This is a genomic window from Cryobacterium sp. PH31-L1, assembly GCF_030063145.1.
Lineage (GTDB): Bacteria > Actinomycetota > Actinomycetes > Actinomycetales > Microbacteriaceae > Cryobacterium.
This window is the reverse complement of the sequence record NZ_JASISM010000001.1, coordinates 513068-536444: the sequence shown is the minus strand read 5'-3', so window position 1 is coordinate 536444 and position 23377 is coordinate 513068. Positions and strand designations below refer to the sequence as shown.

21 protein-coding genes are annotated in these 23377 nt (G+C 66.8%); 4 read left to right on the top strand and 17 right to left on the bottom strand.

Features of this window, described 5'->3' with window-relative positions; translation table 11 throughout:
• Window positions 1-18: 18 nt before the first annotated feature.
• The 4 genes from pnuC to QMF22_RS02580 all read right to left on the bottom strand — a co-directional run bounded on the left by pnuC (window position 19) and on the right by QMF22_RS02580 (window position 3404).
• On the bottom strand, window positions 19-693 hold the full coding sequence (pnuC, locus tag QMF22_RS02595) for a nicotinamide riboside transporter PnuC (protein WP_283450045.1): 675 nt from the start codon (window positions 691-693) through the stop codon (window positions 19-21).
• Window positions 694-836: 143 nt separating this feature from the next.
• Window positions 837-1670 carry an aldo/keto reductase gene (locus QMF22_RS02590; protein WP_283450043.1) on the bottom strand — a complete coding sequence of 278 codons (834 nt, stop codon included), beginning with the start codon at window positions 1668-1670 and terminating at the stop codon, window positions 837-839.
• 76 nt (window positions 1671-1746) lie between these two features.
• Window positions 1747-2499, bottom strand: a complete 753-nt coding sequence (locus QMF22_RS02585; protein ID WP_283450040.1) for an ABC transporter permease — start codon at window positions 2497-2499, stop codon at window positions 1747-1749.
• A complete protein-coding gene (locus QMF22_RS02580; RefSeq protein ID WP_283450037.1) occupies window positions 2496-3404 on the bottom strand; it encodes an ABC transporter ATP-binding protein in 909 nt (302 codons plus the stop codon). The genes QMF22_RS02585 and QMF22_RS02580 overlap by 4 nt, the downstream gene beginning before the upstream one ends.
• A 74-nt stretch (window positions 3405-3478) precedes the next feature.
• On the opposite strand from QMF22_RS02580, the gene hrpA reads away from it, so the two are divergent.
• Window positions 3479-7546, top strand: coding sequence for an ATP-dependent RNA helicase HrpA (gene hrpA, locus QMF22_RS02575; protein ID WP_283450035.1), 4068 nt, complete (start codon window positions 3479-3481; stop codon window positions 7544-7546).
• Window positions 7547-7808: 262 nt separating this feature from the next.
• On the opposite strand, the gene QMF22_RS02570 is transcribed toward hrpA, so the two are convergent.
• Genes QMF22_RS02570 through QMF22_RS02560 form a run of 3 tightly spaced genes read right to left on the bottom strand, consistent with a single transcriptional unit; the run spans window position 7809 to window position 10467 of the window.
• Window positions 7809-8576 carry an amino acid ABC transporter ATP-binding protein gene (locus QMF22_RS02570; RefSeq protein WP_283450033.1) on the bottom strand — a complete coding sequence of 256 codons (768 nt, stop codon included), beginning with the start codon at window positions 8574-8576 and terminating at the stop codon, window positions 7809-7811.
• A complete protein-coding gene (locus QMF22_RS02565) occupies window positions 8576-9559 on the bottom strand; it encodes an amino acid ABC transporter permease (protein WP_283450031.1) in 984 nt (327 codons plus the stop codon). Before QMF22_RS02565 ends, QMF22_RS02570 begins: the two co-directional genes overlap by 1 nt.
• A gap of 17 nt (window positions 9560-9576) precedes the next feature.
• Window positions 9577-10467, bottom strand: coding sequence for an ABC transporter substrate-binding protein (locus tag QMF22_RS02560; RefSeq protein WP_283450029.1), 891 nt, complete (start codon window positions 10465-10467; stop codon window positions 9577-9579).
• 163 nt (window positions 10468-10630) lie between these two features.
• On the opposite strand from QMF22_RS02560, the gene QMF22_RS02555 reads away from it, so the two are divergent.
• Window positions 10631-11155, top strand: a complete 525-nt coding sequence (locus tag QMF22_RS02555; RefSeq protein ID WP_283450027.1) for a GNAT family N-acetyltransferase — start codon at window positions 10631-10633, stop codon at window positions 11153-11155.
• Between the two features lie 96 nt (window positions 11156-11251).
• Here the strand turns inward: QMF22_RS02555 and QMF22_RS02550 are convergent, their stop codons facing one another.
• The 5 genes from QMF22_RS02550 to QMF22_RS02530 are packed head-to-tail and all read right to left on the bottom strand — an operon-like array spanning window position 11252 to window position 16275.
• Complete coding sequence (locus QMF22_RS02550; RefSeq protein ID WP_283450025.1) at window positions 11252-12259, bottom strand: iron-siderophore ABC transporter substrate-binding protein; 1008 nt, start codon at window positions 12257-12259, stop codon at window positions 11252-11254.
• A 50-nt stretch (window positions 12260-12309) separates the two neighbouring features.
• The gene (locus QMF22_RS02545) at window positions 12310-13173 is read right to left on the bottom strand and encodes an ABC transporter ATP-binding protein (protein ID WP_283450023.1); all 864 of its coding nucleotides are present in this window, start codon (window positions 13171-13173) and stop codon (window positions 12310-12312) included.
• The gene (locus QMF22_RS02540) at window positions 13173-14252 is read right to left on the bottom strand and encodes a FecCD family ABC transporter permease (protein WP_283450736.1); all 1080 of its coding nucleotides are present in this window, start codon (window positions 14250-14252) and stop codon (window positions 13173-13175) included. The genes QMF22_RS02545 and QMF22_RS02540 overlap by 1 nt, the downstream gene beginning before the upstream one ends.
• On the bottom strand, window positions 14252-15301 hold the full coding sequence (locus QMF22_RS02535) for a FecCD family ABC transporter permease (protein ID WP_283450021.1): 1050 nt from the start codon (window positions 15299-15301) through the stop codon (window positions 14252-14254). Before QMF22_RS02535 ends, QMF22_RS02540 begins: the two co-directional genes overlap by 1 nt.
• Window positions 15298-16275, bottom strand: coding sequence for a siderophore-interacting protein (locus QMF22_RS02530; RefSeq protein WP_283450019.1), 978 nt, complete (start codon window positions 16273-16275; stop codon window positions 15298-15300). Before QMF22_RS02530 ends, QMF22_RS02535 begins: the two co-directional genes overlap by 4 nt.
• 77 nt (window positions 16276-16352) lie before the next feature.
• Between QMF22_RS02530 and QMF22_RS02525 the strand changes: the two genes are divergently transcribed.
• Both QMF22_RS02525 and QMF22_RS02520 read left to right on the top strand, forming a co-directional pair.
• Window positions 16353-17561 (top strand): MFS transporter, encoded by a 1209-nt coding sequence (locus QMF22_RS02525; protein ID WP_283450017.1) that lies wholly within the window; start codon window positions 16353-16355, stop codon window positions 17559-17561.
• A gap of 9 nt (window positions 17562-17570) precedes the next feature.
• The gene (locus QMF22_RS02520) at window positions 17571-18386 is read left to right on the top strand and encodes an aldo/keto reductase (RefSeq protein WP_283450015.1); all 816 of its coding nucleotides are present in this window, start codon (window positions 17571-17573) and stop codon (window positions 18384-18386) included.
• A 3-nt stretch (window positions 18387-18389) separates the two neighbouring features.
• Here QMF22_RS02520 and QMF22_RS02515 read toward each other — a convergent pair whose 3' ends face one another.
• The 5 genes from QMF22_RS02515 to QMF22_RS02495 all read right to left on the bottom strand — a co-directional run bounded on the left by QMF22_RS02515 (window position 18390) and on the right by QMF22_RS02495 (window position 23373).
• Complete coding sequence (locus QMF22_RS02515; protein WP_283450735.1) at window positions 18390-19655, bottom strand: MFS transporter; 1266 nt, start codon at window positions 19653-19655, stop codon at window positions 18390-18392.
• On the bottom strand, window positions 19655-20641 hold the full coding sequence (locus QMF22_RS02510; RefSeq protein ID WP_283450013.1) for an aldo/keto reductase: 987 nt from the start codon (window positions 20639-20641) through the stop codon (window positions 19655-19657). The genes QMF22_RS02515 and QMF22_RS02510 overlap by 1 nt, the downstream gene beginning before the upstream one ends.
• A 64-nt stretch (window positions 20642-20705) precedes the next feature.
• On the bottom strand, window positions 20706-21563 hold the full coding sequence (locus QMF22_RS02505) for a carbohydrate kinase family protein (protein ID WP_283450010.1): 858 nt from the start codon (window positions 21561-21563) through the stop codon (window positions 20706-20708).
• A gap of 92 nt (window positions 21564-21655) precedes the next feature.
• Window positions 21656-22960 carry a thymidine phosphorylase gene (locus tag QMF22_RS02500; protein WP_283450009.1) on the bottom strand — a complete coding sequence of 435 codons (1305 nt, stop codon included), beginning with the start codon at window positions 22958-22960 and terminating at the stop codon, window positions 21656-21658.
• Window positions 22957-23373, bottom strand: coding sequence for a cytidine deaminase (locus tag QMF22_RS02495; RefSeq protein WP_283450734.1), 417 nt, complete (start codon window positions 23371-23373; stop codon window positions 22957-22959). The genes QMF22_RS02500 and QMF22_RS02495 overlap by 4 nt, the downstream gene beginning before the upstream one ends.
• Between the last annotated feature and the right edge of the window lie 4 nt (window positions 23374-23377).

Here is a 23377-nt window from a genome sequence, read left to right as displayed (position 1 = left end):
TTACCCGGGCGGGAGAGGTCAGGGCAGCTGGACAGCCTCGAGCAGAGCGTTTCGGCGGCGTTGAACCCGCACCCAGACCACGAAACCCACGAGGGTGAAGGCGCCGTAGAACAGGTAGAGCACGGCCGAGGCGTAGTAGCCGGCGCTGATCAGCAGAGGCACGCCGACCACGTCGACGGCCACCCAGATCAGCCAGAATTCGGTCCACCCCTTGGCCATTCCGTAGGTGGCGAGCAGCGATCCGGTGAAGATCCAGGCATCGGCCCAGACCGGTTCGAACGAGCCGAGGGCGCGAAAGATGGGGGTGAGCACGAGCGTACCGGCGACGAGCCCGAGCCCCAGCAGAATGCGGGTGCGGCTACCAGCCCAGTGCGGGGCGACGGCAACGTGCACCGCCGAATTGCGGCTGCGCTGCCACTGTACCCAGCCGAAGATCGACACGACGATGAACATGATCTGCCGTCCGGCCTGCCCGAGCAGGTTGACCGGGTTGGGAGTACCGAACACCGCACCGAGAAAAACGGTGAACAGCAGGGCGTTGCCGATGATGCCCACCGGCCAGGCCCAGATCTTGCGCCGCATGCCGCCGACCGCGCTCGCGATGCCGAAGACGTTACCGACGACCTCGCGCCAGAGAATGGTCTGGGTACCGATCTGTAACTGGGCGTCGAACAGCCATTCAATCGGATTCATGGGGATCTTTCTGCGCGCGCGGCATGTGCCGCGCCTAACGAAGCGCGGCGCGTCCAATCTACGCCGCTGCCCGGGCCTCTGCGGCCCGATGACAGAGCGGTGGCCCCGCAGAGTCTGCGGGGCCACTCAAACGGATGCTTGGGTCAGTTCACCTCGTTGGGGTGCGCCGAAACGCGGCCGGCCCGTTCGAGCGCGGAGATCATGGTGACCTCGGTGTGGGTGAGTTCGAAGTCGAACACGTTGAAGTTCTCAATCATGCGCTCCAACCGGTTCGACTTGGGGAACAGAATGTTGCCCATCTGCAGGTGCCAGCGAATGACGATCTGCGCGGGCGATTTGCCGTGCGAGTCGGCAGCATCCGTGATGATCTGCTCGTCGAACAGGGGGTACTTGCCCTGGCCGAGCGGGCCCCAGGCCTCAATGTTGATGCCGTTCTCGCGAGCGAACGCGGTGACTTCCGGCTGCTGGTGCGCCGGGTGCAGTTCGATCTGGTTGACGGCCGGCACGATGCTGGTCTCGTGCAGCAGGCGGTCCAGGTGCGGCACCAGAAAGTTGGAGACACCAATCGAGCGGGCGCGACCCGACTCCTGGATCTTTTCCAGGGCACGCCAGCTCTCCACGAACTTGTCGTTCGCCGGAGCCGGCCAGTGGATCAGGTAGAGATCGACGTAGTCGAGGCCGAGCTTCTCCAGGCTCTCCTCGAATGCGTCGAAGGCCGACTGGGTGCCCTGACGGTCGTTCCACAGTTTGGTGGTGATGAACAGCTCGGAACGGTCGATGTTCGAGGCGCTCAGGGCCTTGCCCACGCCCTCCTCATTGCCGTAAATGGCAGCGGTATCGATGTGGCGGTAGCCAACCGAGAGCGCGTCGGCCACGATGCGGGTGGTTTCGTCGGGCTCGACCTTGAACACGCCGAAACCGAGCTGCGGAATCGTGTGGCCGTCGTTGAGGGTGATGGTGGGAACAGATTTCGTCATACATCAACCATATTGGCCGCGCGTCGTGACCTACCCCCCAAACGCCCAATGTTCACTGACCGCGAAAGCGCGCGACTCAGCGAAAGCGGTGACCTTCGTCTCGGCGAAAGAGAAACAGGGCTAGCCCGAGCATGAGCGCGGTCCAGACCACGACGCCGATCCAGACCCACGGTTCGAGCGTGCCGCCCTGCACGGCCCAGATCACGAGTTCGCGCGCCTGCCGGGACGGCAGAAACTTCGACAGCGTGTTCAACCAGTCGGCGAACAACACCGGCGGCAGAAAGAGCCCGCCGGCGAAGGCCAGGGCGAACATGACCACCTGCACCACGGCGATCGCGGCCTTGGCTGACAGTGCGTAGCCAATGCAAATGCCGATCAGCATGAACGGCAGCGCCCCGACCGACAAGGCCACGAGGCCGAGCAGAATGTGCGGCAGGGATGCCGACGCCGCCGTGAACAGGCCGCCGATCACGATCACGGGAATGATCGCGGCCACACCCAACGTGCCGGTGGAGAACACCTGGGCGAAAACGCGGGCTAGTCCGGGCGCCGGCAGGGTGCGCAGATACGGGTCCCACGGTTTCTCCCGGTTTTCGGCGATATTGAGACCGAAGCTGAACAGGGAATTCGACATGATGGCGAAGACGGCCAGAGAGACGACCGCCTGGGTGGCGAAGTCCGGATTGTCGGCGACCGTGCGCTGCGGAACCACGAAAAAGAGCAATGCCAGCGCCGGAAACACGAGCGAACCGATCAACGCGACCGGGATGCGCGCGGTCTCGATCAGGTTGTACCTGGCATGCACGAACGTGAGGGACAGCGTGCTCATCGAACGACCTCCGCCTGGCTCTGGGGTTTCGGTTCGGTCAGCGTGAGGAACGCTTCCTCCAGGGTGGCTCCGCGCACGGTCAGACCGGTGAAGCGGATGCCCGATCGCACCAACTCGACGATCATGGCGTCCGAATCCTGCACGTAGAAGGTCGTGGTCCCGTCTCCCGTAAGCTCCTGGCGCACCACACCGGGCAGTCGACCGATGCGATCCGCTTCGTCGGAGGTGAGTCGCACCTGGCGCAGCCCCACCTGGGCGAGAATCGCCGGCAGGGTGTCGTCGGCGAGGATGCGGCCCTGGCCCATCACGACGACGCGCTGGGCGAGGGCTTCGATCTCCTCGAGGTAGTGGCTCGTGACCACGACCGTGGCACCACGCTCGTGTTGCCGGCGCAGCGCATCCCAGAGGGTGCGGCGGGCATCCACGTCCAGTCCGGTCGTCGGCTCGTCCAGGAGCACAAGCTCCGGCTGCCCCACGAAGGCGAGCGCCACGCTGAGCCGGCGTTTCTGACCGCCGGACAGGGCTCCCGTTTGACGTTTCAGCAGATCACCGAGGCCGAATTCTTCGGCGACGGCCGCCTTCGGAAGCGGGTTCTCAAAGTGTTTGCTGACGAAGTCGATGACCTCGCCCACCCGCAGGGTCGAGGGCAGTGCGGTCTCCTGCGGCGTACTGCCGAGCCGCTGCCGATTGCGGTAGTCCGCCGGGGAGCCACCGAACAGCTCAACGGTTCCGCTGCTGGGCCGACGAAGTCCTTCAAGCAGCGAGATCAGGGTGGTCTTGCCGGCGGCGTTCGGACCGAGCAGGCCGAGAATGGTGCCCGATTCAATGGTGAGACTCACGTCGTCAACAGCGAGAACCTGGCCGAAGCGGCGCGTGACGTGGTCAAACCGAGCAAGGGTGGGCATCCGTTTTCTCTCTCTGGTCGTACCTGTCAACCTAGCGGCCCTGGACCTCGGGTGAGAAGTACGATGGAAAGTCCATGGACTCCGTCAACATCACCTTCCCGCCCGAACTGCCGGTCAGCCAGCGCCGGGAGGACATCGCCCGCGCCATTCGCGACCACCAGGTGGTGATCGTCGCCGGGTCGACCGGGTCGGGCAAGACCACCCAGCTGCCCAAGATCTGCCTCGAGCTCGGCCGCAAGAACATCGGCCACACCCAGCCGCGCCGGCTCGCCGCGCGCACCATCGCCGAACGAATCGCCGAGGAACTCGGCCAGGAGGTCGGGCAGCTGGTCGGCTACCAGGTGCGGTTCACGGACAAGGTCGGTGCCGACACCCGGATCAAGCTGATGACCGACGGCATCCTCTTGAACGAGATCCACCGCGACCGCATGTTGCGCAAGTACGACACGATCATCATCGACGAGGCGCACGAGCGCAGCCTGAACATTGACTTTCTGCTTGGCTACCTGCGGCAGCTGCTGCCGAAGCGACCGGATCTCAAGCTCATCATCACCTCGGCCACCATCGACCCGGCCAGTTTCGCGAAGCATTTCGCGGCGGCCGACGGCACCCCGGCGCCGGTCGTCGAGGTCTCCGGGCGCACCTTCCCGGTCGAGATTCGCTACCGGCCGCTCGTCGCCGAGCCCGGCATTGACGATGATGACGACACCACGGATGCCGCTCCTCCGGTCGACCGCGACTACATCGAGGGCATCACCACGGCCCTCGACGAGCTCGAACGCGAGTCGAACGGCGACGTGCTGGTCTTTCTCTCCGGCGAGACCGAGATTCGCGATGCCGCCGACGCGCTGCAGGGCAAATACGCCTCCTCGGCCAGCCGCAACCCGACCGAGGTGCTGCCGCTGTACGGCCGACTGTCGTCGGCGGACCAGCACCGGGTGTTCCAGCCGTCGACCGTGGCCGGGGTCAAACGGCGCATCGTGCTCGCGACGAACGTGGCTGAGACCAGCCTGACGGTGCCGGGCATCCGCTACGTGATCGACGCCGGAACCGCGCGCATCAGCCGCTATAGCGTGCGCTCCAAGGTGCAGCGTCTGCCAATCGAAGCCATCTCGCAGGCCTCAGGCAACCAGCGCAGCGGCCGCAGCGGCCGCACGAGTGACGGTATTGCGATTCGGTTGTACTCCGAAGAAGATTATATGCGACGTCCGGAATATACCGAGCCGGAAATTCTGCGCACCAACCTCGCCGCGGTCATTCTGCAGATGATCTCACTCGGCCTCGGCGACATCGCCTCGTTCCCGTTCCTGACTCCGCCGGACTCCCGCAATATCAAGGACGGCCTCGATCTGCTCGCCGAACTCGGCGCCATCGAGGCCGAGGGAGCCGGCCGCACCAAGAGCGGCCGCGGGGCAACGGATGCCGCGGCCCCGGCCGGCCCGGCCACCCCGCGCCTGACCCGCATCGGCCAACAGCTCGCGCAACTGCCGATCGACCCGCGGTTTGGCCGCATGGTGATCGAGTCGAAAACGCAGGGCACCAGCCGGGAAGTCATGGCGATCGTGGCCGGGCTCACCATTCAGGATCCGCGGGAGCGTCCGCTGGAGCGTCGGGCTCAGGCCGACCAGTTTCACGCTCGGTTCGCCGACCCCACGAGCGACTTTCTCAGCCTGCTCAACCTCTGGAACTACCTTGAGAAGCAGCAGTCCGAGCTGGGCTCGAGCGCCTTTCGGCGGTTGTGCAAGAACGAGTACCTCAACTATCTGCGGGTGCGCGAATGGCAGGACGTGCTGCGCCAGTTGCGTCAGCTCGCCAAGCCGCTCGGCCTGCACCTGGGCGAGCCGAGTGCGAATCCCGACGGCGTGCACCGTTCGCTCCTGGCCGGCCTGCTTTCCCACATCGGATTGAAGGACGTCGCCAAGAAGGACTACGTCGGGGCGAGGCAGCAGCGGTTCGTGCTGTTTCCCGGCTCGACTCTGGCCAAGAAGCAGCCAAACGCGGTGATGAGCGCCGAACTGGTCGAGACCAGCCGACTGTTCGCCCGCATGAACGCTGTCGTCGACCCGGCCTGGGCCGAGTCGCTCGCCGGCGACCTGTGCAAGCGCAGCTATTCCGAACCGCACTGGGAGATGAAGCAGGGCGCCGCCGTCGTGTACGAACGTGTCACCCTGTACGGCGTGCCGATCGTGGCGCGGCGCCGCGTGCAGTTCTCCCGCATCGACCCGGCCTATGCCCGCGAGCTGTTCATTCGGCACGCATTGGTCGAGGGCGAGTGGGACCGTGCATCGGGGCCGCAATCGGTGGCGGCGGAGAAGGAAGCCGATCGCGGTGGTCGGGGGCCGTCCCGCAACGAACGCGTGAGCATCTCGGTCGATGGGGGCGACGCCTCCGGCGGGCGCGGGTCCGGCGGCGCCCCCGCGGTCGGCTCCAGCGCGAGCCGCGGCGGAAGGCCCGGCCAAATCGGAGACCCCGGCATGTGGGCGTTCGAGCGCGCCAATGCGCGGCTGCGGGAGGAACTCGCCGAGCTGGAGGAGCGCACCCGGCGCCGGGACATCCTCGTTGATGATGAGGCTGTCTTCGACTTCTACCAGCGGCGGATTCCGGCCGACGTCTCGTCGACCAAGAGCTTCGAGGGCTGGTGGCGCACGGCCCGGTTCGACACCCCCGACCTGCTCACCATGACGGCCGACGCTCTCGTCGCCGAGGACTCCCCCGAGATCGACGAGGGGCTGTTTCCGCCGAGCTGGCAGCAGGGTGATCAGCGTTTGACGCTCGGCTACCGCTTCGAACCCGGCGAAGAAGACGACGGTGTGACCGTGCGTATTCCGCTCGCGCTGCTGGCCCGCCTGTCGCCGCACGGTTTCGACTGGCAGGTGCCGGGCCTCCGCGCCGAGCTCGTGACAGCCATGATCAAGTCGCTGCCGAAAAGCATCCGGCGCAACGTCGTTCCAGCCGCCGACTGGGCCGCTCGACTCCTCGGCGAGCTGCCGGGCGAGCCCGGGATCGTGGAGACCCTGCCGACGCCGGTACCCGAGGCTTCGTTCGCTGAGACGCTCGCCGCCCTGATTCAGAAGCTCACCTATGTGCCGGTTTCGTCACGCGACTTCGAGCTCGGCCGGGTCCCGTCGCACCTGCGCATGACCTTTGTGGTCACCGACGAGCGCGGGCGCACGGTCGCCGCCGACAAGGACCTCACCGACCTGCAGCGCCGCCTGGTCACCCGGGTGCGGGAGAGCGTTGCGAAGGCGACGAGCGCCGCGGCGCCCAGCAATGCGATCGAGCGCGGCGGAATCACCACGTGGGACCTCGGCGAACTCCCGCGCTTTCTGGACACCAAGCAGGGTGACAACACGATTCGCGGGTATCCGACGCTGGTCGATGACGGGGCATCAGTTTCTATTCGCATGATGAGCACCGAGCTGGAGCAGGCCCGATCACTGCCCCTCGGGGTGCGGCGTCTGCTGCTGCTCGCGACGCCGTCGCCGGCCGCGTACGTGCAGCAGCACCTGACTGCGACCGAGAAACTCAGCCTCGCCACCGGCCCATACAGGTCGACCCAGGCCCTGTTCGAGGATTGCCTCGCCGCCGCGGTCGACGACGTGCTGTTTCGGGTACGTCCCGACGGGCAGGTGTTCATGAAGGCCGAGTTCGACACCATTCGCGACCGGGTGTCCGGCGTCGTGATGGATTCCATGTTCGAAACCGTCGGGCTGGTGGCCCGCATTCTCACGGCTCAACGTCTGGCCGACAAAGCACTCAAGGCCGCGACCAGCATGGCGCTGCTGCCCGGAATCAGCGACGCCCGCCAGCAACTCACCGCCCTGGTTTATCCCGGATTCGTGAGCGAAACCGGCCTGGCACAGCTGCGCCACCTGCCGCGGTACCTCAGCGGCATCAGCGCACGGGTGCCGAAACTGGTCGACAACCCCAGCCGCGACCGGGTCTGGATGAACGAGACCCAGGCGGCGACCACCCGCTTCGAGAACGCCGGCGGCACCATGCCGCTCAAAGCGGATGCCGCGGCGCCGGTTCTGCGCGCCCGCTGGATGATCGAGGAACTGCGCATCAGCCTGTTCGCGCAGGAGCTGAAGGCCGCCGAGAGCGTGTCACTGCAACGCATTCAGAAGGTGCTCGCCGGCTAAGTAGCCGCCCGGCCGGGTGTTCTGCCGCCCGGGCCCACCTTATGGAACCGGGCCCATGCTCTATCATGGGCCCGCTTTCCGGGCCCGGGCCCGGAAAATGAACGAGCCCTGCGAGCACACAAGGCACGACCCGGACCCGCACCACCGGCCGGCGCACCCGCTGGAGCTCCGAGCCCGCCCGGGCCCACCTTATGGAACCGGGCCCATGCTCTATCATGGGCCCACTTTCCGGGCCCGGGCCCGGAAAGTAATGAGCGCGGGGCTAGAGCACCTTGGAGAGGAAGGCCTGGGTGCGATGGTGCTGGGGGTTCGCGAGCACCTCGGTGGGAACGCCGCTCTCCACGACGACTCCGCCGTCCATGAAGACGAGCGAATCGGCGACTTCACGGGCGAATCCCATCTCGTGGGTGACCACGATCATGGTCATGCCGTCGCGGGCGAGGCCCTGCATGACGTCGAGCACCTCGCCGACGAGCTCGGGGTCGAGCGCACTGGTGGGCTCATCGAACAGCATCAGCTTGGGTTCCATGGCGAGGGCACGCGCAATCGCAACCCGCTGCTGCTGGCCGCCGGAGAGGTGCGCCGGGTAGTAGTCGGCACGTTCAGCCAAGCCGACCCTGGCCAGCAGGGCGCGCGCGTTGGCTTCGACCCCGGCCTTGGACAGGCCCTTGACGCGGATGGGTGCTTCCATGACGTTCTGCAGCGCGGTCATGTGCGGAAACAGGTTGAACCGCTGGAACACCATACCGATGTCGCGGCGCTGCCGGGCGGCCTCCTTCGGGCGCATCTCGTAGAGCTTGTCATTGGCCTCGCGGTAGCCGATGAGCTCACCGTCGACGCTGAGCCGACCGGCCGAGACGACCTCGAGGTGGTTGATGCAGCGCAGAAAGGTGGACTTGCCCGAACCGCTGGGCCCGACCAGACACATGACCTCGCCCCGCTTCACCTCGAGCGAAATGCTCTTGAGCACCTCGTTGGAGCCGAAGCTCTTGGAGACGCGGTCGGCGACCACCATCGGGGTATCGGGCATCAGCGGTCTCCCTTGTGCGGGTCGGTGGGCGGCAGCACTACGGTGGGTTGACCGCTGCCGACGACCGGCGTGACGCCGGTCATGGCGGCGGTGGCGTCATCCGCTTTCTTGTCCGGGCGGCGATCGCCGATGCCGCGCGCGAAGCGCTTCTCCAGAAAGTATTGGCCGACCATGAGAATGGAGGTGAAAAACAGGTACCAGATCGACGCGACAATCAGCAGCGGAACGGTCTCGAAGGTCACGGCGGCGATATCGCGGGAGCGGGTGTAGAGCTCGAGGGTGAACGGGATGGCCGTCACGAGCGAGGTGGTCTTCAGCATCGAGATGACCTCGTTGCCCGCCGGCGGGATTATCACCCGCATCGACTGCGGAACGATGACGCGCACCATTGTCTGGAACCAGCTCATGCCGAGCGCTGTCGCGGCTTCTTCCTGGCCACTGTCGACCGAGAGCAGCCCTGCACGCACGATTTCGGCCATGTAGGCGGCCTCATTGAGCGCGAGCCCGACGATCGCGAGGACGAAGGCGGACAGCGCAACCCGGGTCGGAAACGACACCCAGGGTTCTGTGAACGGCAGCCCGATATCGATGGATTGGTAGATAGTTCCGATCAGGCCCCAGAACACCAGCTGCACGTACACCGGGGTTCCGCGGAACACCCAGAGGTAGACCCAGGCGATGCTGTTGACCACCGGGTTCGGCGACAGCCGCATGATGGCGAGCGTCACGCCGAGGATGATCGCGATGATCATGGAGTACACGGTGAGCTGCAGGGTGACGAAAGCCGCCTGCGAGATGCGCTGGTCGAACAGGTACTTGCCGACCGCCGGCCAGTCGTAGGCCGGTCGCATCGCCGCATCGACGACGAACAGCGCAACGATGAGCAGTAACACAACCGCGAACGTATTGCGCCACGGGTGGCGCAGGCGAATCGCCTTAATTCCGGGTTCCGTCTTGCCGCCGCTCACGGCAGTGTCAGTCATGATGAAATTCGCGCTCTCTAGCCGTTGGACGCGGCGTTGATGGTTATGGTGTCGATGCCACCATCGGTGACGCCCCACTTGTCGAGGATCTTGCCGTAGGAACCGTCGTCAACCATCGACTGCAGGGCAGCCTGCACGGCCTTGGTCAGGTCGGAACCCTTGTTGACGGTGATGCCGTAGGGAGCAGTGTCGAAGCTCTCGCCGGCCGGCTCCAGCTTGCCGTCGGCCTTGGAGATGGCGTACAGGGTGACGGGCGAGTCAGCGCTGAGGGCGGCGGCCTTGCCTAGAATGACGGCGTTGGTCGCTTCGTCCTGCGAACCATAGGGCAGAACCTCGATCTTTTCCTTGCCGGCGGCCAGACAGGCATCATTCTTGGCGGGGAGCTCGTCGGTGTATTCGACCGTGCCCGACTGCACAGCGACGGTCAGGCCGCAGGCGTTGTCGGGGTCGACGGTCGTTCCGGTGGGCGAGGCCCAGAGAATGCCGGCGTTGTAGTAGTTGACGAAGTCGACCTGCTTCTCGCGCTCGAGGTTGTCGGTGAACGACGATTCGCCGATGTCGACGGTGCCGCCGGTGATGCTCGGAATGATGTTGTCGAACGACGCGATCTGGTACTTGGTCGTCAGGCCGAGTTTGGCGGCGATACCGTCGGAGAGTTCAATCCCCCAGCCGATCGGGGCGCCCGACTCGTCTTTGAACTCGTTCGGCGGGTACGCGGCATCGGTGCCGATGATGAGCACGCCCGCGCTCTTGATCGAGGCGGGGAGCAGCGCGACCGCGGTGGCGTCCGCGTCAATGGTGGCGGCGGCATCCGTGGTGGTGGCCGCCGGAGTGGAGTTGTCGACACAGCCGGTCAGCAGCAGAACGGCTGCGGCGGCGAATGCCGGAACAATGTAGCGTGCGCGCATGGCACTTCCTTCTATATGTGTTCGAAAATGCGCGGATTCGCCAGTGAATCCGCACGCGGATAAGACCTAACGAGCCTAGTGCACCCTCGTACGCACCAGATTCGAGAGTGTGCCCGTAGGTCGAAATTTTGACGAGCGGATGCCCGGGATCTATCGTCGAGTAGTGCCCACCCCCAGACCGAATATTCTGTTTACCTCCCCCACCGACCCGCTCGCCGCTCCCCTGGTGGCCGAGCTGTCACGGGAGTACGACGAGCGCTACGGTCTGAACGACGGCGTTCCGTCGTCGGTCGAACTCAGCCGGTATCCGGCGCGGCGATTTCAGCCGGTTGACGGCGGCACTTTTCTGCTCCTGGTCGAAAACGGGCAGGCGGTGGCCGGCGGAGCATTCATGCGGGCCGATGAACCTGACTCGGTCGAGGTCAAACGGGTGTGGACGCACTCCGCGCACCGCCGCCGGGGGCTGGCCCGCCTGGTGATGGCCGAGCTGGAGGCGGAAGGCCGGCGGCGCGGCATCCGCTCGATCGTGCTGACCACCGGTGCACGCCAGCCGGAGGCCGTAGCGCTCTACCGCGCGCTCGGCTACGAACCGCAGTTCGACCTGGACAAGGACTGGGAAGCGATCGGGTACCTGGAGTTTCAGAAGCGCCTCGACGTCGTCGACGAGTCGGGCGAGTCAGACTTCTAGGTACTGGTCCTGTCGACGGCTTGATATGGGCGCAGCCATATGCAAAGCGGATGCCGCGCGCCCGGTAGGCGCCGCGGCATCCGCATTCGAGATGCGCTATTGGTTGACGGCGGCCGCGAGCAGGGTGACGTAGTCGTCGAGGCCCCAGCTCAGCGAGAGCCCTGTGGGCGGCGAGACCGAGCTGATGAACGCGGCGCCGACCGGGCTGGCGACCGTGCCGGCCTGCACCTGCATCATCGCCTGGGAGTAGCTCGCGTCCAGGAACGCATCCGACTGTTCCTGAGTGGAGCCGAAGTTGACCAGCAAATCACTGGAGAGCCGATCGAGCTGTTCGTAGCTGAGCGTGTAGTAGAAGCTGGCCTCGTCGGTGGCGAGCTCGTCCACGGCGGGGGCGCTGACGAAGCCAAGGCCGAGCGTGAACGCGACGCGCGGGTCTTCCTTCTTATAGACGTAGAAGGTTCCGTCGCTGTCGCTCGTCAGGGCGATGGTCTTGCCGACGAATTCGGGGTGCGCGGCGGCCTGGTCGGCGATTTCGGTGTCGATCGACGCGAGCAGAGCGGTCGCCTCGGTGCTCTTGCCGAGTGCGGTGCCGGTGATCTCGATCAGGTCGCGCCACGGAGTGGCCCAGGGCTCACCCGGGTAGGCGACGACCGGAGCGATCTTGCTGAGCAGGTCATATTCCTCTTCGGTGATACCGGAATACGCGGCGAGAATCACGTCGGGTGCGGCCGCGGCGATGTCCTCGTAGGGCGGCTCCTCGGTGTCGGGCAGAACGACCGGCATTTCCTCGCCCTTGAGCGCATCGGCGATCCATGGCAGTAGGCCGTCCTCGTCGCCGCCGTAGCTCTGGAACGGAATCGCCACCGGCGTCACGCCGAGCGCGATCGCGTCATCGGCACTTCCCCAGCCCCAGGCCACGACGCGGGTCGGCTGCTCGTCAATCGTGGTCTCGCCGAAGGCGTGCTCGATGGTGACGGGAAAGCTGCCGGATGCCGCGGCGTCGGCGGCGCCAGCCGTCGGGTCATCGGCGGCGGTGCATCCGCCGAGCCCCAGAGCGAGGATGCTCGCTGCGGCAGCGAGCGTGATGGTCAGGCGTCGGGACACGAAGTTCTCCAGTTCGTTAACTTTATTACTTAGGCTAGCCTACCCTAAATTTATACCTGCTGCTGTACCCGGGAACGAGTCGACGGTGCAGGATCGACGGGCGCTGGATCAGTGTCGGCCGCTCGCCCATGGAACCGGCCGATCGGAACGACCATGGGCGCACCACAGACCGGGTCTGGCACAATCCGTGCCTCTAGGTCGAAGGCACAGCGCACGATCTCGGCGGTGAGCGTGTCTGCGGGCGCGCCAGTCGCGACGATTTTGCCGGCGCGCATGACGACGAGGTGGTCGGCGTAGCGGGCGGCGAGGTTGAGGTCATGCAGCACCATCACGACGGTCGTTCCGTGTTCGCGGTTGCGCTCGAGCAGCAGGTCGAGCACCTCTATTTGGTGGGTCACGTCGAGAAATGTCGTGGGTTCGTCAAGCAGCAGAATCTCCGGGTCCTGGGCGAGGGCCATGGCAATCCAGACCCGCTGCCGCTGCCCGCCGGAGAGGTCTTCGAGGCGGCGGGCAGCGAGCTCGTGCGTGTTGGTGGCGACCATCGCCGCGGCGACGATCTCGTCGCCGGTGCTCGACCACTGCCGAAACCAGCCCTGGTGCGGGTAGCGACCGCGGCCGACCAGGTCGGCCACGGTGATGCCGTCGGGAGCGACGGGCTGCTGCGGCAGCAGTCCGACGACGGTCGCAACCTTTTTTCCGGGCAGCGCGGCGATGTTGCGGCCATCCAGGGTGACTTGGCCGGCATCCGGTTTGATCAATCGGGAGAGTCCCTTGAGCAGGGTGGATTTGCCGGAGGCGTTGGCGCCGACAATGACCGTGATCGCACCGGGGATAACCTCGAGATCGAGGCCGTCGATGATGGGCGTGTGGTCGTAGCCGAGGGTAATGCCTTCGGCGCGCAGTCGCGGGGTCATCAGGCACCCTTTCCGGTTTTGTTGCTGGTGGCGAGCAGCCAGAGCAGATAGGGTGCGCCGATCGCGCCCGTGATGATTCCGGCGGGGAGTTCGAGCTGCCCGGGCAGCAGGTGCTGGGCCGTGAAATCGGCCACGGCCGTGATGAGCGCTCCGATCAGTGCCGCGGGAATGAGGGCGAGGCCGCCGGTGCCGAGGACTCGTCGGGCGATCGGAGCCGCCACGAAGGCCACGAAGGCGAGCGGGCCGACCGCCGCGGTGGCCGTCGCAGCGAGGGCCACGGCGATCACGAGCAGCAGGAGTCGGGTGCGTTCGGCCCCGACGCCGAGGCTCGAGGCCAGGTCATCGCCGAGTTGCAGGGCGCGCAGAGGCCCGCTGAGCAGGCGAATAACCGGCAGCAACACGAGCAGAACGAGGGCCACGACGGCGATGTCCTGCCAGCGGGCGCCGCTGACGCTGCCGACCAGCCAGAGCAGCGCGCCCTGGGCGTCGTTCAGGTCGGCGCGCGACAGCAGGTAGCCGAGCAGGCCCTGCACCATGAAGGCGACGCCCACGCCGATCAGCACGAAGCGGTAGCCGACCACGCCGCCGCGCCAGGCCAGCAGGTAGATGGCGCAGGCGACAATGATAGCTCCGGCGAAGGCGGCGAGGGAGGTGGCGACGCTTCCAAAGCCGAGGATGAGCATGCCGAAGACGGCGGCGGCGCTCGCTCCCCCGGTGACTCCGATGATGTCCGGGCTGGCGAGCGGGTTGCGCAACACGGTTTGGAACACGGCGCCGGAGAGCGCGAACGCCACACCGACGAGCACTGCCAGGGTCAGTCGGGGCAGGCGCAGCGAGAGCACGATGAAATTCTCGCTCTGGGTTCCCTGACCGGTCAGGGTTCGCAGCAGGTCGGGAACGCTGAGCGAGTACGCGCCGACGGCGAGGCTGAACGCCGCGACAACCACGAGGGCAGCCAGAAGTACGAGCACGACGCTCCGGCTGCGCCGGCCGCGCTGGGCGCGCGCGTGGGCCAGAAGGGGGACGGCGCGAGGGGGGACGGCGCGCAGGGCGGCATCCGCTTTCTGCGGCAGTGTCATCACAGGCCGGCCAGTTTCACGCGACGCACCAGAGCGATCAGCACCGGCGCGCCGAGGAACGCGACGACGAGACCTGCCTCGATTTCGCCGGGCTGGGCGATGAGGCGTCCGAGCACGTCGGCCGCCACGAGCAGGGTCGGGCCGAACAGCGCCGAGAACGCGATGATCAGCCGGTAGTCGGGGCCGGTGATCCAGCGCGCGACGTGCGGCACTGCGAGGCCGACGAACACGATCGGGCCGGCCATCGCCGTCGCCGCGCCGCAGAGCAGCACGATGGCGACGGCGCAGACGATTCGGGCGACCACGAGGTTCTGGCCGAGGCCGCGGGCGAGATCGTCGCCGAGCGCGAGGGCGTTGAGCATGCGGGCGGCCACAATCGCCAGCACCAGACCGACCACGATGAACGGCGCGAGCGGCAGGGCCGCGTCGAGGCCTCGTGCCACGAGGGAGCCGGCCGCCCAGAACCGGTAGCGGTCGAAGGTTTCGGTGTCGGCGAGCAGCACGATGGTGATGAGCGAGGTGAATGCTGCAGTGAGCGCGGTTCCGGCCAGGGCGAGCTTGACCGGCGTCGCGCCTTCACGGCCGAGCGAACCGATCAGATACACGATGGTGGCAGCCACTGCGGCGCCGGCGAAGGCGAACCAGACGTAGCCCAGGGAGGACGTCACGCCGAACCAGGCGATCCCGGCGACGACGAACAGCGAGGCGCCCGCGTTGACGCCGAGCAGGCCCGGGTCGGCGATGGGGTTGCGCGTGACGCCCTGCATGAGGGCGCCGGCCAGGCCGAGGGCGAGGCCGGCGAGCAGGCCGACGACGGTACGCGGTACCCGCAAGTCCAAGATGACGACATGGTCGGTCAGGGTGCGGTCCGGGCTGAACAGGGCGGTCCACACGATGCCGGGCGCGATATCGCGGGTGCCGACCAGGAGCGATGCGGCCACGCTGAGCGCGAGCAACACGACGGCGAGCGCGAAGCCGATGACGACCCGACGCGGGCGGGCGCGCGGTGACACGGGCACGGCCACGGGTCGTTCGAGAGCCAGGGTCATTGAGCTTCGGACCGGCCGAGCCGCCAGTAGCCCATGAAAGCCACCCTCGAGCGGTCGATGCCGGTCTCGCTAACCAGAAAGCGTCGCAGGAGTTTGATCGTGCAGGATTCTCCGGCGAGCCAGGCGTAGAACCCGGCCCCGTTCTCTTCGGTGGGCGATTCCCAGAGCAGGTCACAGTCCACGTCGACCTCGGCGAGCGGCTGCGCAGCCGCCGCGACCGCGGCCTCGACCAGGGCGCGATTGCTCGCGACCCAGCCACGCACGGCGGCGTCGAGGCGCTCTCCGTGCGGTGCCCGATCGCGGGCCAGCCAGGTGATCTCGCACCCCGCGGGCGGAACGAGGGGCAGGGCGTCCGCCCCGGTGGGCATCTCGATGAAGGCGCGGGCGCGGCGGCCGGCAGGCAGGCTTTCGAGGATGCTGCAGATGGCGGGGGCGGCGGTCTCGTCGCCGGCCAGCAGCAGGTCGGTCGCCTGGCCCGGGTGCCAGTCGAGGCCGATCGCCCGGCCCGGGCTGCGCTCGTCGGGCCCGACGATGAGAACGTCACTGCCGATGGAAACGGCCTGTAGCCAACTCGCGGCCGGGCCGAGCGGGCCGTGACCGGCGTGGGTGACGAAGTCCACGTCGAGTTCACGCTGCTCGGGGCGCACGGCACGAATCGTGTAGGTGCGAAACGGGTTGCGATCGGCGTCGGGCAGCGCACGCCAGCGGTCATACCAGCGGCCCGTGGCAATGGTTTCCTCGTGGTCGGCGCCGATGTCGGAGAGACCCCGGCCCGGAAGCGGAAACACGATCTTGACGCGCTGGTCGAGCCCGGCCGTGCCGAAGGTGTCGAAGTGCGCACCGAAGAAGGTCACCCGGGTGAAATGTTCACTCAATAAGCGGATGCCGACGACCGTCGCGCGATAGGGGCGGTAGGCCGGGCGGTCGGCGACCGCCGTAGCGCCGGGACCGGTCACGATCGGTAAGGTAAGCATTACCTTAGTATGGCATGCCTGGCCTCACGGTGGGGGTCGGACGCAAAGTGACCGACCGACCCTAGACTGAAATCATTGTGAAAAGTTACTGGACTCTTCTGCGCACTCCGGGCGTATCCCGCCTGATCGGCGCGCAGTTGACGGCGAGGTTTCCCTTTGGAATGCTCTCCCTCGCCTTTCTCATTCACATCGAGCGCATCTTCGATTCGTACGGTGCAGCGGGGCTCGTTCTCGGCGCGATGAGCATCGGCCAGGCCATTGCCGGTCCCCTCACCAGCCGGCTGATGGGCCGGCTGGGCATGCGCCCCGTCATCATCGCGACCATGTTCATCTGCGCCGTGTCGATCGTGGTCATGGCCCTCGTTCCGCTGTCGGTGCTGAGCCTGATGCTCATCGGATTCGTCGCCGGGCTGTCGACCCCGCCGATCCAGCCGGCCGTGCGCACGATCTACCCCAAGATCGTCAACTCCCGCCAGCTCACGCCGCTGTTCTCGCTCGACGCCTCGGCGCAGGAGATCATCTGGGTGCTCGGGCCGGTGATCGCGACCTTCGTGGCGCTGCAGGTATCGACGACCGCCGGCATCCTGCTCGCCGCATTCTTTCTGGTGGCCGGCGGAATCTGGTTCGTCTCGCTGCCCGAGGTCGGCCGGGTCCGCATCCCGCGCAGCCGGCGCAAGCTCGGCGTCGTGCTCAAAAAGCCCGAGGTACTGCTCAGCACCATAGTCGGGTTCACGCTGGTCGCGGCCTGCGCCGCGGTAGAGGCGGGGGTCGTCGCGGTATTCGGTCACGGCAGCGCCGACGCTGGCTGGGTACTCGGCATCTTCGCGATCGGTTCGCTCATTGGCGGGCTCGCGCTCGGCCACGCCCCGATCGGCCCGTGGGCGCTCGCTGCCCGCATGCTCATCGTCACGATCGGCCTCGCCCTGGCCAGCCTGTGGCTCACCTTCTGGTGGCTGTCCTTTGCCCTGCTCCTGGCCGGGGTCGGCATCGCCCCCGCCTTCGCCGTTCTGTTCGGCATCGTCTCGGCGAGCGTCAAGTTCAGCGACACCGCCGAAGCCTACGGCTGGGTCGGCACCGGCCAGCTGATCGGCGCCGCCATGGGCTCCGCCATCGCCGGGTTCTCGATCGACCACTCCGGCCCGGTCTCGGCCATCTACGTCGCCGCGAGTTTCGCCGCCCTCGGCTGCATCATTCCCGCGCTAGGCCGTCGCTGGCACCCCGACCTGCGCGGCCGCGACGTGAGCCCCATCCCCGACACCGAGCCCATTCAGATTCAGGTCTCCTAACATTGAGGGATGACCTCCCTCACCCTCAATGACGGCCACCTGATCCCCCAGCTCGGTCTCGGGGTCTACAAAGTAGCGGATGCCCTCGCCGCCGACACCGTCGAGGTCGCCTTGGCCGCCGGGTACCGCCACGTCGACACCGCAGCCCTCTACGAGAACGAGGTCGGCGTCGGGCAGGGGCTCGCGCGCTCGGCCGTGCCCCGCGAGGACGTGTTCGTGACCACCAAGGTGTGGAACGATCGCCACGGCTACGACGAGACGCTGAAAGCGTTCGACGAGAGCCTGGCCAAACTCGCCCTCGACTACGTCGACCTCTATCTGATCCACTGGCCGGCCCCGACCCAGAATCGCTACGTCGAGACCTATCGGGCGCTCGAGGCCATCCGGGCCACGGGCCGCGCCCGCTCGATCGGTGTGTCGAACTTTCATCCGCACCATCTCGACCGACTGCTGAATGAGACCGAGATAGTGCCGGTGCTCAATCAGGTGGAGTTGCACCCGTGGCTTCCGCAGGCGGGGGTGCGCGCGTATGACGCGGCCCACGGCATCCTGACCGAAGCGTGGTCGCCGCTGGCTCGCGGGCGTGCAATCGGCAACCGGGCCCTTGATGCGATCGGTGCCAAACACGGCAAGTCGGCCGCGCAGATCGTGATCGCCTGGCATCTCGCGCTTGGCAACGTGGTCATTCCCAAGTCGGTCACACCGGCGCGCATTCGCGCCAACATCGATGTGTTCGACATTCGGCTCGACGCCGACGACCTGGCGGCCATTGCCGGTCTGGAGAGCGGCGAACGCACCGGCAAGGATCCCGACGACCTCGATTGAGCCCTAGAGGGGAACGAGGGCGTCCGGCCCAAGCGGGTCTGGCACGTCTTCGGCGTTCGGCAGCCGGCTGACAAACCGGTAGAACACGAGGCCGAGCACCGTCGCGACCACGCCGCCGATGATGAACGGCAAGGCAAGATCGATGCGCCCGACCAAGCCGCCGAGCACGCTCCCGATCGGTGTCGCTCCCCAGAGCAGGGTGCGCCAGGTACCGTGCACGCGCCCGAGCAGGTGTCCGGGGATGATGCTCTGCCGCAGGGACATCACCAGAATGTTCCAGACAGTCACCGCGCCACTGCTGACCGCGAAGAAGATCACGGTCACCCAGAGGTTGGGCCAGAGGCCAACAATCAGGAACGCCAGGCCGCTCAGGACGAGCATGATCGCCATGGTCGGCCCGGCATTCAGGCGGTTCTTGAGCGTAGCGGTGAGAACGGATCCGACGATGCCGCCGATCGCGCCGCTCAGCATGAAAACTCCGAACCAGGCCTCCGGCACCTCGAGCGGTCCCAGCACGAACAATACAAAGCTGGCCGTGGCGAACGAGAACGCCAGCCCAACCACCGTGCTCAGCAACCAGAGAATCACGAGCATGCGGCTCTTCACGATAAACCGGTAGCCGTCGACGAACTGGCGATACCAGGCCGCTTCGCTTCTGTCGCCGACCAGAGCGTGCTGCCGGCCCGACGCAATCTTGGGCAGGAACAGCGCCAGCGCTGCAGCGACCAGAAAAGCCAGCGCATTCGCACCGAGCGGAATGAGCACTGACACGGCGAACAGCAGGCTGGTGAGCGGTCCGGCCAGAAAATTCTGCACCAGGAGCTCGCCGGCCTCGATGCGGGAATTGGCCCGGGGCAGGTCGGCGCGGCCGATGATGCTGGGAACGACCGCGCGGGTCGCCCCGTCATACACGGTCTCGAACGCGCCATAGATGAATATGAGGGCGTACAGCCAGACGATGGTGAGGGCATCCGTCGCGGTGAGCACGCAGAGGGCGACGGCGAGGATCATGCGCACGGTGTTGGCGAGCGCGAGCGCGATCCGACGGTCGATTCGGTCGACCAGAATTCCGGCCGGGATGGCGCAGAGCAGCCAGGGCAGCATGGCCATGGCAGCGATACCGGCGATCAGCAGAGGATCGTCGGTGAGCCGCGCCGCGAGCAGGGGCAGCGCCGTACGCGCGATACCGTCCCCAAGATTGCTCGCGAGGCTCGCCGTGAACAGGTTGTTGAAGGCAGGCCCGAGGCCGCCCGACAGGCGACGCCGCATCACCAGCGCGGGTGAATCTGCTCCCGCAGGAGCCGATCGTAGATATCTTGCACGCCCTCGTTGAAAGCGAGGTCGAGTGGTTCGGCAACGCCCGCCGTGGCATTGCCCTGCGCCTGCGCGACCGAGCGAGCCCCGGGAATGACGGCGCTCACGCCGTCGATCTGGGCGACCCAGGCCAGCGCTGCCTGCGCCGGGGTCAGGCCGGCCGGAGCCAGGGCGGCGAATTCGGTGGCGGCCTGAAGGCCCACCTCGAAGTCGACGCCGGAGAAGGTCTCGCCTACGTCGAAGTGGCTGCCGTCACGGTTGAAGTTGCGGTGGTCGCTCTCGGCGAACACGGTTTCGCGAGAATATTTGCCGGTGAGCAGTCCGCTGGCCAATGGAACCCGCGCGATGATGCCGACCCCGGCCGCACGCGCGGCCGGCAGCACCTCGTCGAGCGGCTTGAGCCGAAACGCGTTCAGGATGATCTGTACGGTGGCGACGCCGGGGTGGCCGATCGCGGCGAGCGCCTGATCACAGGTCTCCACGCTCACCCCGTAGTTACTGATGACGCCCTCATCGACGAGGGTGTCGAGTGCGTCGTAGACCTCGCCGGAGTCGAAGACCGCGCTCGGCGGGCAGTGCAGTTGTACGAGATCGAGGGTGTCCATGCCCAGGTTCGTGCGCGAGCGGTCGGTCCAGGAGCGAAAATTGGTGAGCACAAAATTCTCAGCGAGTTGTTCGGCGCGGCGCCCCATCTTGGTGGCGACCGTGATCTCAGCGCCCGGGGCGTCATTCGCAAGAAATTGCCCGATCAGCCGCTCGCTGCGGCCGTCACCGTAGACATCCGCTGTGTCAAAGAAGGTGATTCCCGCATCAGCGGATGCCGCCAGCACCCCGGTCGCCTCTGCATCAGACACGGCGCCCCAATCGGCGCCGAGCTGCCAGGTTCCGAGGCCGATCACAGAAACGGTGCGGCCGGTTCGTCCGAGGGTGCGCTTGTGCATAGCTCCAGCTTAGGCATCGGGTGGCTTGGGTGCCGGGACAATTTCGTGCCCGGCCTGACGGTGCTCAGACCGGGCGACCGCCGACGATCGCGATGGCGCGGGCGGCGAGGCGACTGCCGGCATCCGCTGCTGACGTCATCGACGCACCCTCAAGCCACGCTGCGACGAAGCCGGCACCGAAGGCATCGCCGGCCCCTGACGCGTCGGTCCGGTCACCGCCTGCGGCCGGAACCATCACCGGAGGCTGTCCGTCGACTACCACGACCGCGCCCTCTGCCCCCATGGTGAGTGCGACCAGCCCAAAACTCTCGGCGAGACGCGTCGCAACGTCGAACGGATCGTCGAGCCCGGTGAGGGCACGCCCCTCGGGAAGATTGGGCAACAGAACGGATGCCCCCGCCACCGCCCGCAAGAAATGCGCCACACCGAACTCCGCCAGTTGACCACCCGAACCCGGGTCCACGACGACGGGAACGCCGCGCTCACGGCACCGACCCAGAAGGTGTTGGGGGAAGTACAGCGCCGCAGCGCCATCGAGCAGGGAGTCGGGCACGTCGTTCGGAGTCAGAACCCGGTTGGCACCGCGTTCGATCAGCACGGTGCGGCCCTCGTTCTCATCCACAATGACGATGATCGTGCCCGTAGGACGGGTCGCGTCGGGAGTGAGGTGAGCCCGCACACCAAAATCAGCGAGAAAGGCGGCGTGGTAGTCACAGTCAATGGCGCCGACCCGGCCGATGAAGTCCACAGCTACCCCGGTACTTCCGAGCCAAGCCGACACGTTGGCCGCCGCACCGCCCGGAACCTGACGAATTGATGACTGCGTGTCGGTGTCGACCAGCGGCTCCAGATGCGGTTGCACCACGATGTCGTCGATGACGTCGCCGAACACCACGACGCGTGGCCGTGCACCATCGCTCAAGATATCCCCTTTGAATTAGTGCCGACCGGAATTCATCGTGGTCGGCCTGGCCAAGCCGCACCGACCCCCGAATGGCCGCGCATGCAATGAGCCTAGCGGCCCCCGATGCGCTCCGCGATCAGCGGACCGCCATCCTGCACGGGTGCCCCCGGGTCGCCGATGCGCCAGGCTCCCGCGACGGCCTCGAGCGCACGGGCGAACCGCGCGGGCTCATCGGCGCTGAGCGTGAACAGGGGCTGCCCCTTGACCACGGCGTCGCCGGGCTTGGCGTGCAGGTCGATGCCGGCGGCGTGCTGCACCGGATCCTCCTTGCGCGCCCGGCCAGCGCCGAGCCGCCAGGCCCCGATGCCGAACGGCAGGGCCTGCTGTTCCACCAGCACACCACTTCGCTCGGCGAGTACGACGTGGGTTTCGCGGGCGACCGGCAACGCGGCATCCGGGTCGCCGCCCTGCGCCCGAATCACGGCGCGCCACTTGTCCATGGCCCGACCATCGTTCAGGGCAGCCGCCACGTCGACGCCGGTGATTCCGGCCAGTGAAAGCATCTCCTCGGCCAGCGCCACGGTGAGTTCGACCACGTCTTTCGGCCCGCCGCCGGAGAGCACCTCGACCGATTCGCGCACCTCATTGGCGTTGCCGATAGCAAAACCGAGCGGCACGTTCATGTTGGTAAGCAGAGCGGATGTCGCCACCCCGGCATCCTCGCCGAGCTCCACCATGGTGCGGGCCAGCTCCCGTGACCGCTCGATGTCTTTCAGAAAGGCGCCGGAGCCGAACTTCACGTCGAGTACGAGGGCCCCCGTGCCCTCGGCGATCTTCTTTGACATGATCGAGGAGGCGATCAGCGGGATCGCCTCGACCGTTCCGGTGATGTCGCGCAGAGCATAGAGCTTGCCGTCGGCCGGAGCCAGGCCGCTGCCGGCCGCGCAGACCACGCCGCCGATCTCCTGCAACTGCTTGAGCATCTCGGCGTTGCTGAGGTTGGCGCGCCACCCCGGAATCGATTCGAGCTTGTCGAGGGTTCCGCCGGTGTGCCCGAGGCCCCGGCCGGAGAGCTGCGGTACAGCCGCGCCGAACACCGCGACCAGGGGCATCAACGGAAGGGTGATCTTGTCGCCGACGCCGCCGGTGGAGTGCTTGTCGGTGGTCGGCTTGCCGAGCCCGTCGAAGCTCATGCGTTCGCCGCTCGCGAGCATCGCCATGGTGAGGGCTCGAATCTCGCCCCGGCTCATGCCGTTGAGAAAGATGGCCATGGTCATAGCGGCCATCTGCTCGTCACCGATATAACCGCGCGTATAGGCGTCGATCAGCCAGTTGATCTGCGCTTCGCTGAGTTCGCCGCGGTCGCGCTTGGTGTGGATGAGGTCGACAGCGTCGAACGCTTCGATGGTGGTCATTCCGTGTCTTCCTTTACAGCCTGATACTCGGCGAGCTGGCGGGGCCCGAAGGCGTCCGGCAGCACCTCGTCGATGGTTTTCACGCCGGAGATGGTCTCGAGCAGCATGCCCGGCGCGGAGTGTTCATAGAGAAGCTGCCGGCAGCGACCGCACGGCATGAGAATGCCGCCGTTGCCGTCGACGCAGGTGAAGGCCACGAGGTGGCCGCCGCCGCTCCGGTGCAGAGCGGAAACCAGACCGCACTCGGCGCAGAGGGTGAGGCCGTAGGACGCGTTCTCCACGTTGCATCCGCTGATCACTCGTCCGTCATCGACCAACGCCGCGACGCCCACCGGAAACTTGGAGTACGGCACGTAGGCGGTCTTCATGGCGGCGAGGGCCTGCAATCGCAGCGCTGCCCAGTCGACGGTCACCGAA

What these genes read in the sequence shown, in the direction of transcription:
- pnuC (WP_283450045.1), bottom strand. Translation starts at nt 693, where the DNA reads ATGAATCCGATTGAATGGCTGTTCGACGCCCAGTTACAGATCGGTACC.
- QMF22_RS02590 (WP_283450043.1), bottom strand. Translation starts at nt 1,670, where the DNA reads ATGACGAAATCTGTTCCCACCATCACCCTCAACGACGGCCACACGATT.
- QMF22_RS02585 (WP_283450040.1), bottom strand. Translation starts at nt 2,499, where the DNA reads ATGAGCACGCTGTCCCTCACGTTCGTGCATGCCAGGTACAACCTGATC.
- QMF22_RS02580 (WP_283450037.1), bottom strand. Translation starts at nt 3,404, where the DNA reads ATGCCCACCCTTGCTCGGTTTGACCACGTCACGCGCCGCTTCGGCCAG.
- hrpA (WP_283450035.1), top strand. Translation starts at nt 3,479, where the DNA reads ATGGACTCCGTCAACATCACCTTCCCGCCCGAACTGCCGGTCAGCCAG.
- QMF22_RS02570 (WP_283450033.1), bottom strand. Translation starts at nt 8,576, where the DNA reads ATGCCCGATACCCCGATGGTGGTCGCCGACCGCGTCTCCAAGAGCTTC.
- QMF22_RS02565 (WP_283450031.1), bottom strand. Translation starts at nt 9,559, where the DNA reads ATGACTGACACTGCCGTGAGCGGCGGCAAGACGGAACCCGGAATTAAG.
- QMF22_RS02560 (WP_283450029.1), bottom strand. Translation starts at nt 10,467, where the DNA reads ATGCGCGCACGCTACATTGTTCCGGCATTCGCCGCCGCAGCCGTTCTG.
- QMF22_RS02545 (WP_283450023.1), bottom strand. Translation starts at nt 13,173, where the DNA reads ATGACCCCGCGACTGCGCGCCGAAGGCATTACCCTCGGCTACGACCAC.
- QMF22_RS02540 (WP_283450736.1), bottom strand. Translation starts at nt 14,252, where the DNA reads ATGACACTGCCGCAGAAAGCGGATGCCGCCCTGCGCGCCGTCCCCCCT.
- QMF22_RS02535 (WP_283450021.1), bottom strand. Translation starts at nt 15,301, where the DNA reads ATGACCCTGGCTCTCGAACGACCCGTGGCCGTGCCCGTGTCACCGCGC.
- QMF22_RS02530 (WP_283450019.1), bottom strand. Translation starts at nt 16,275, where the DNA reads ATGCTTACCTTACCGATCGTGACCGGTCCCGGCGCTACGGCGGTCGCC.
- QMF22_RS02520 (WP_283450015.1), top strand. Translation starts at nt 17,571, where the DNA reads ATGACCTCCCTCACCCTCAATGACGGCCACCTGATCCCCCAGCTCGGT.
- QMF22_RS02515 (WP_283450735.1), bottom strand. Translation starts at nt 19,655, where the DNA reads ATGCGGCGTCGCCTGTCGGGCGGCCTCGGGCCTGCCTTCAACAACCTG.
- QMF22_RS02510 (WP_283450013.1), bottom strand. Translation starts at nt 20,641, where the DNA reads ATGCACAAGCGCACCCTCGGACGAACCGGCCGCACCGTTTCTGTGATC.
- QMF22_RS02500 (WP_283450009.1), bottom strand. Translation starts at nt 22,960, where the DNA reads ATGACCACCATCGAAGCGTTCGACGCTGTCGACCTCATCCACACCAAG.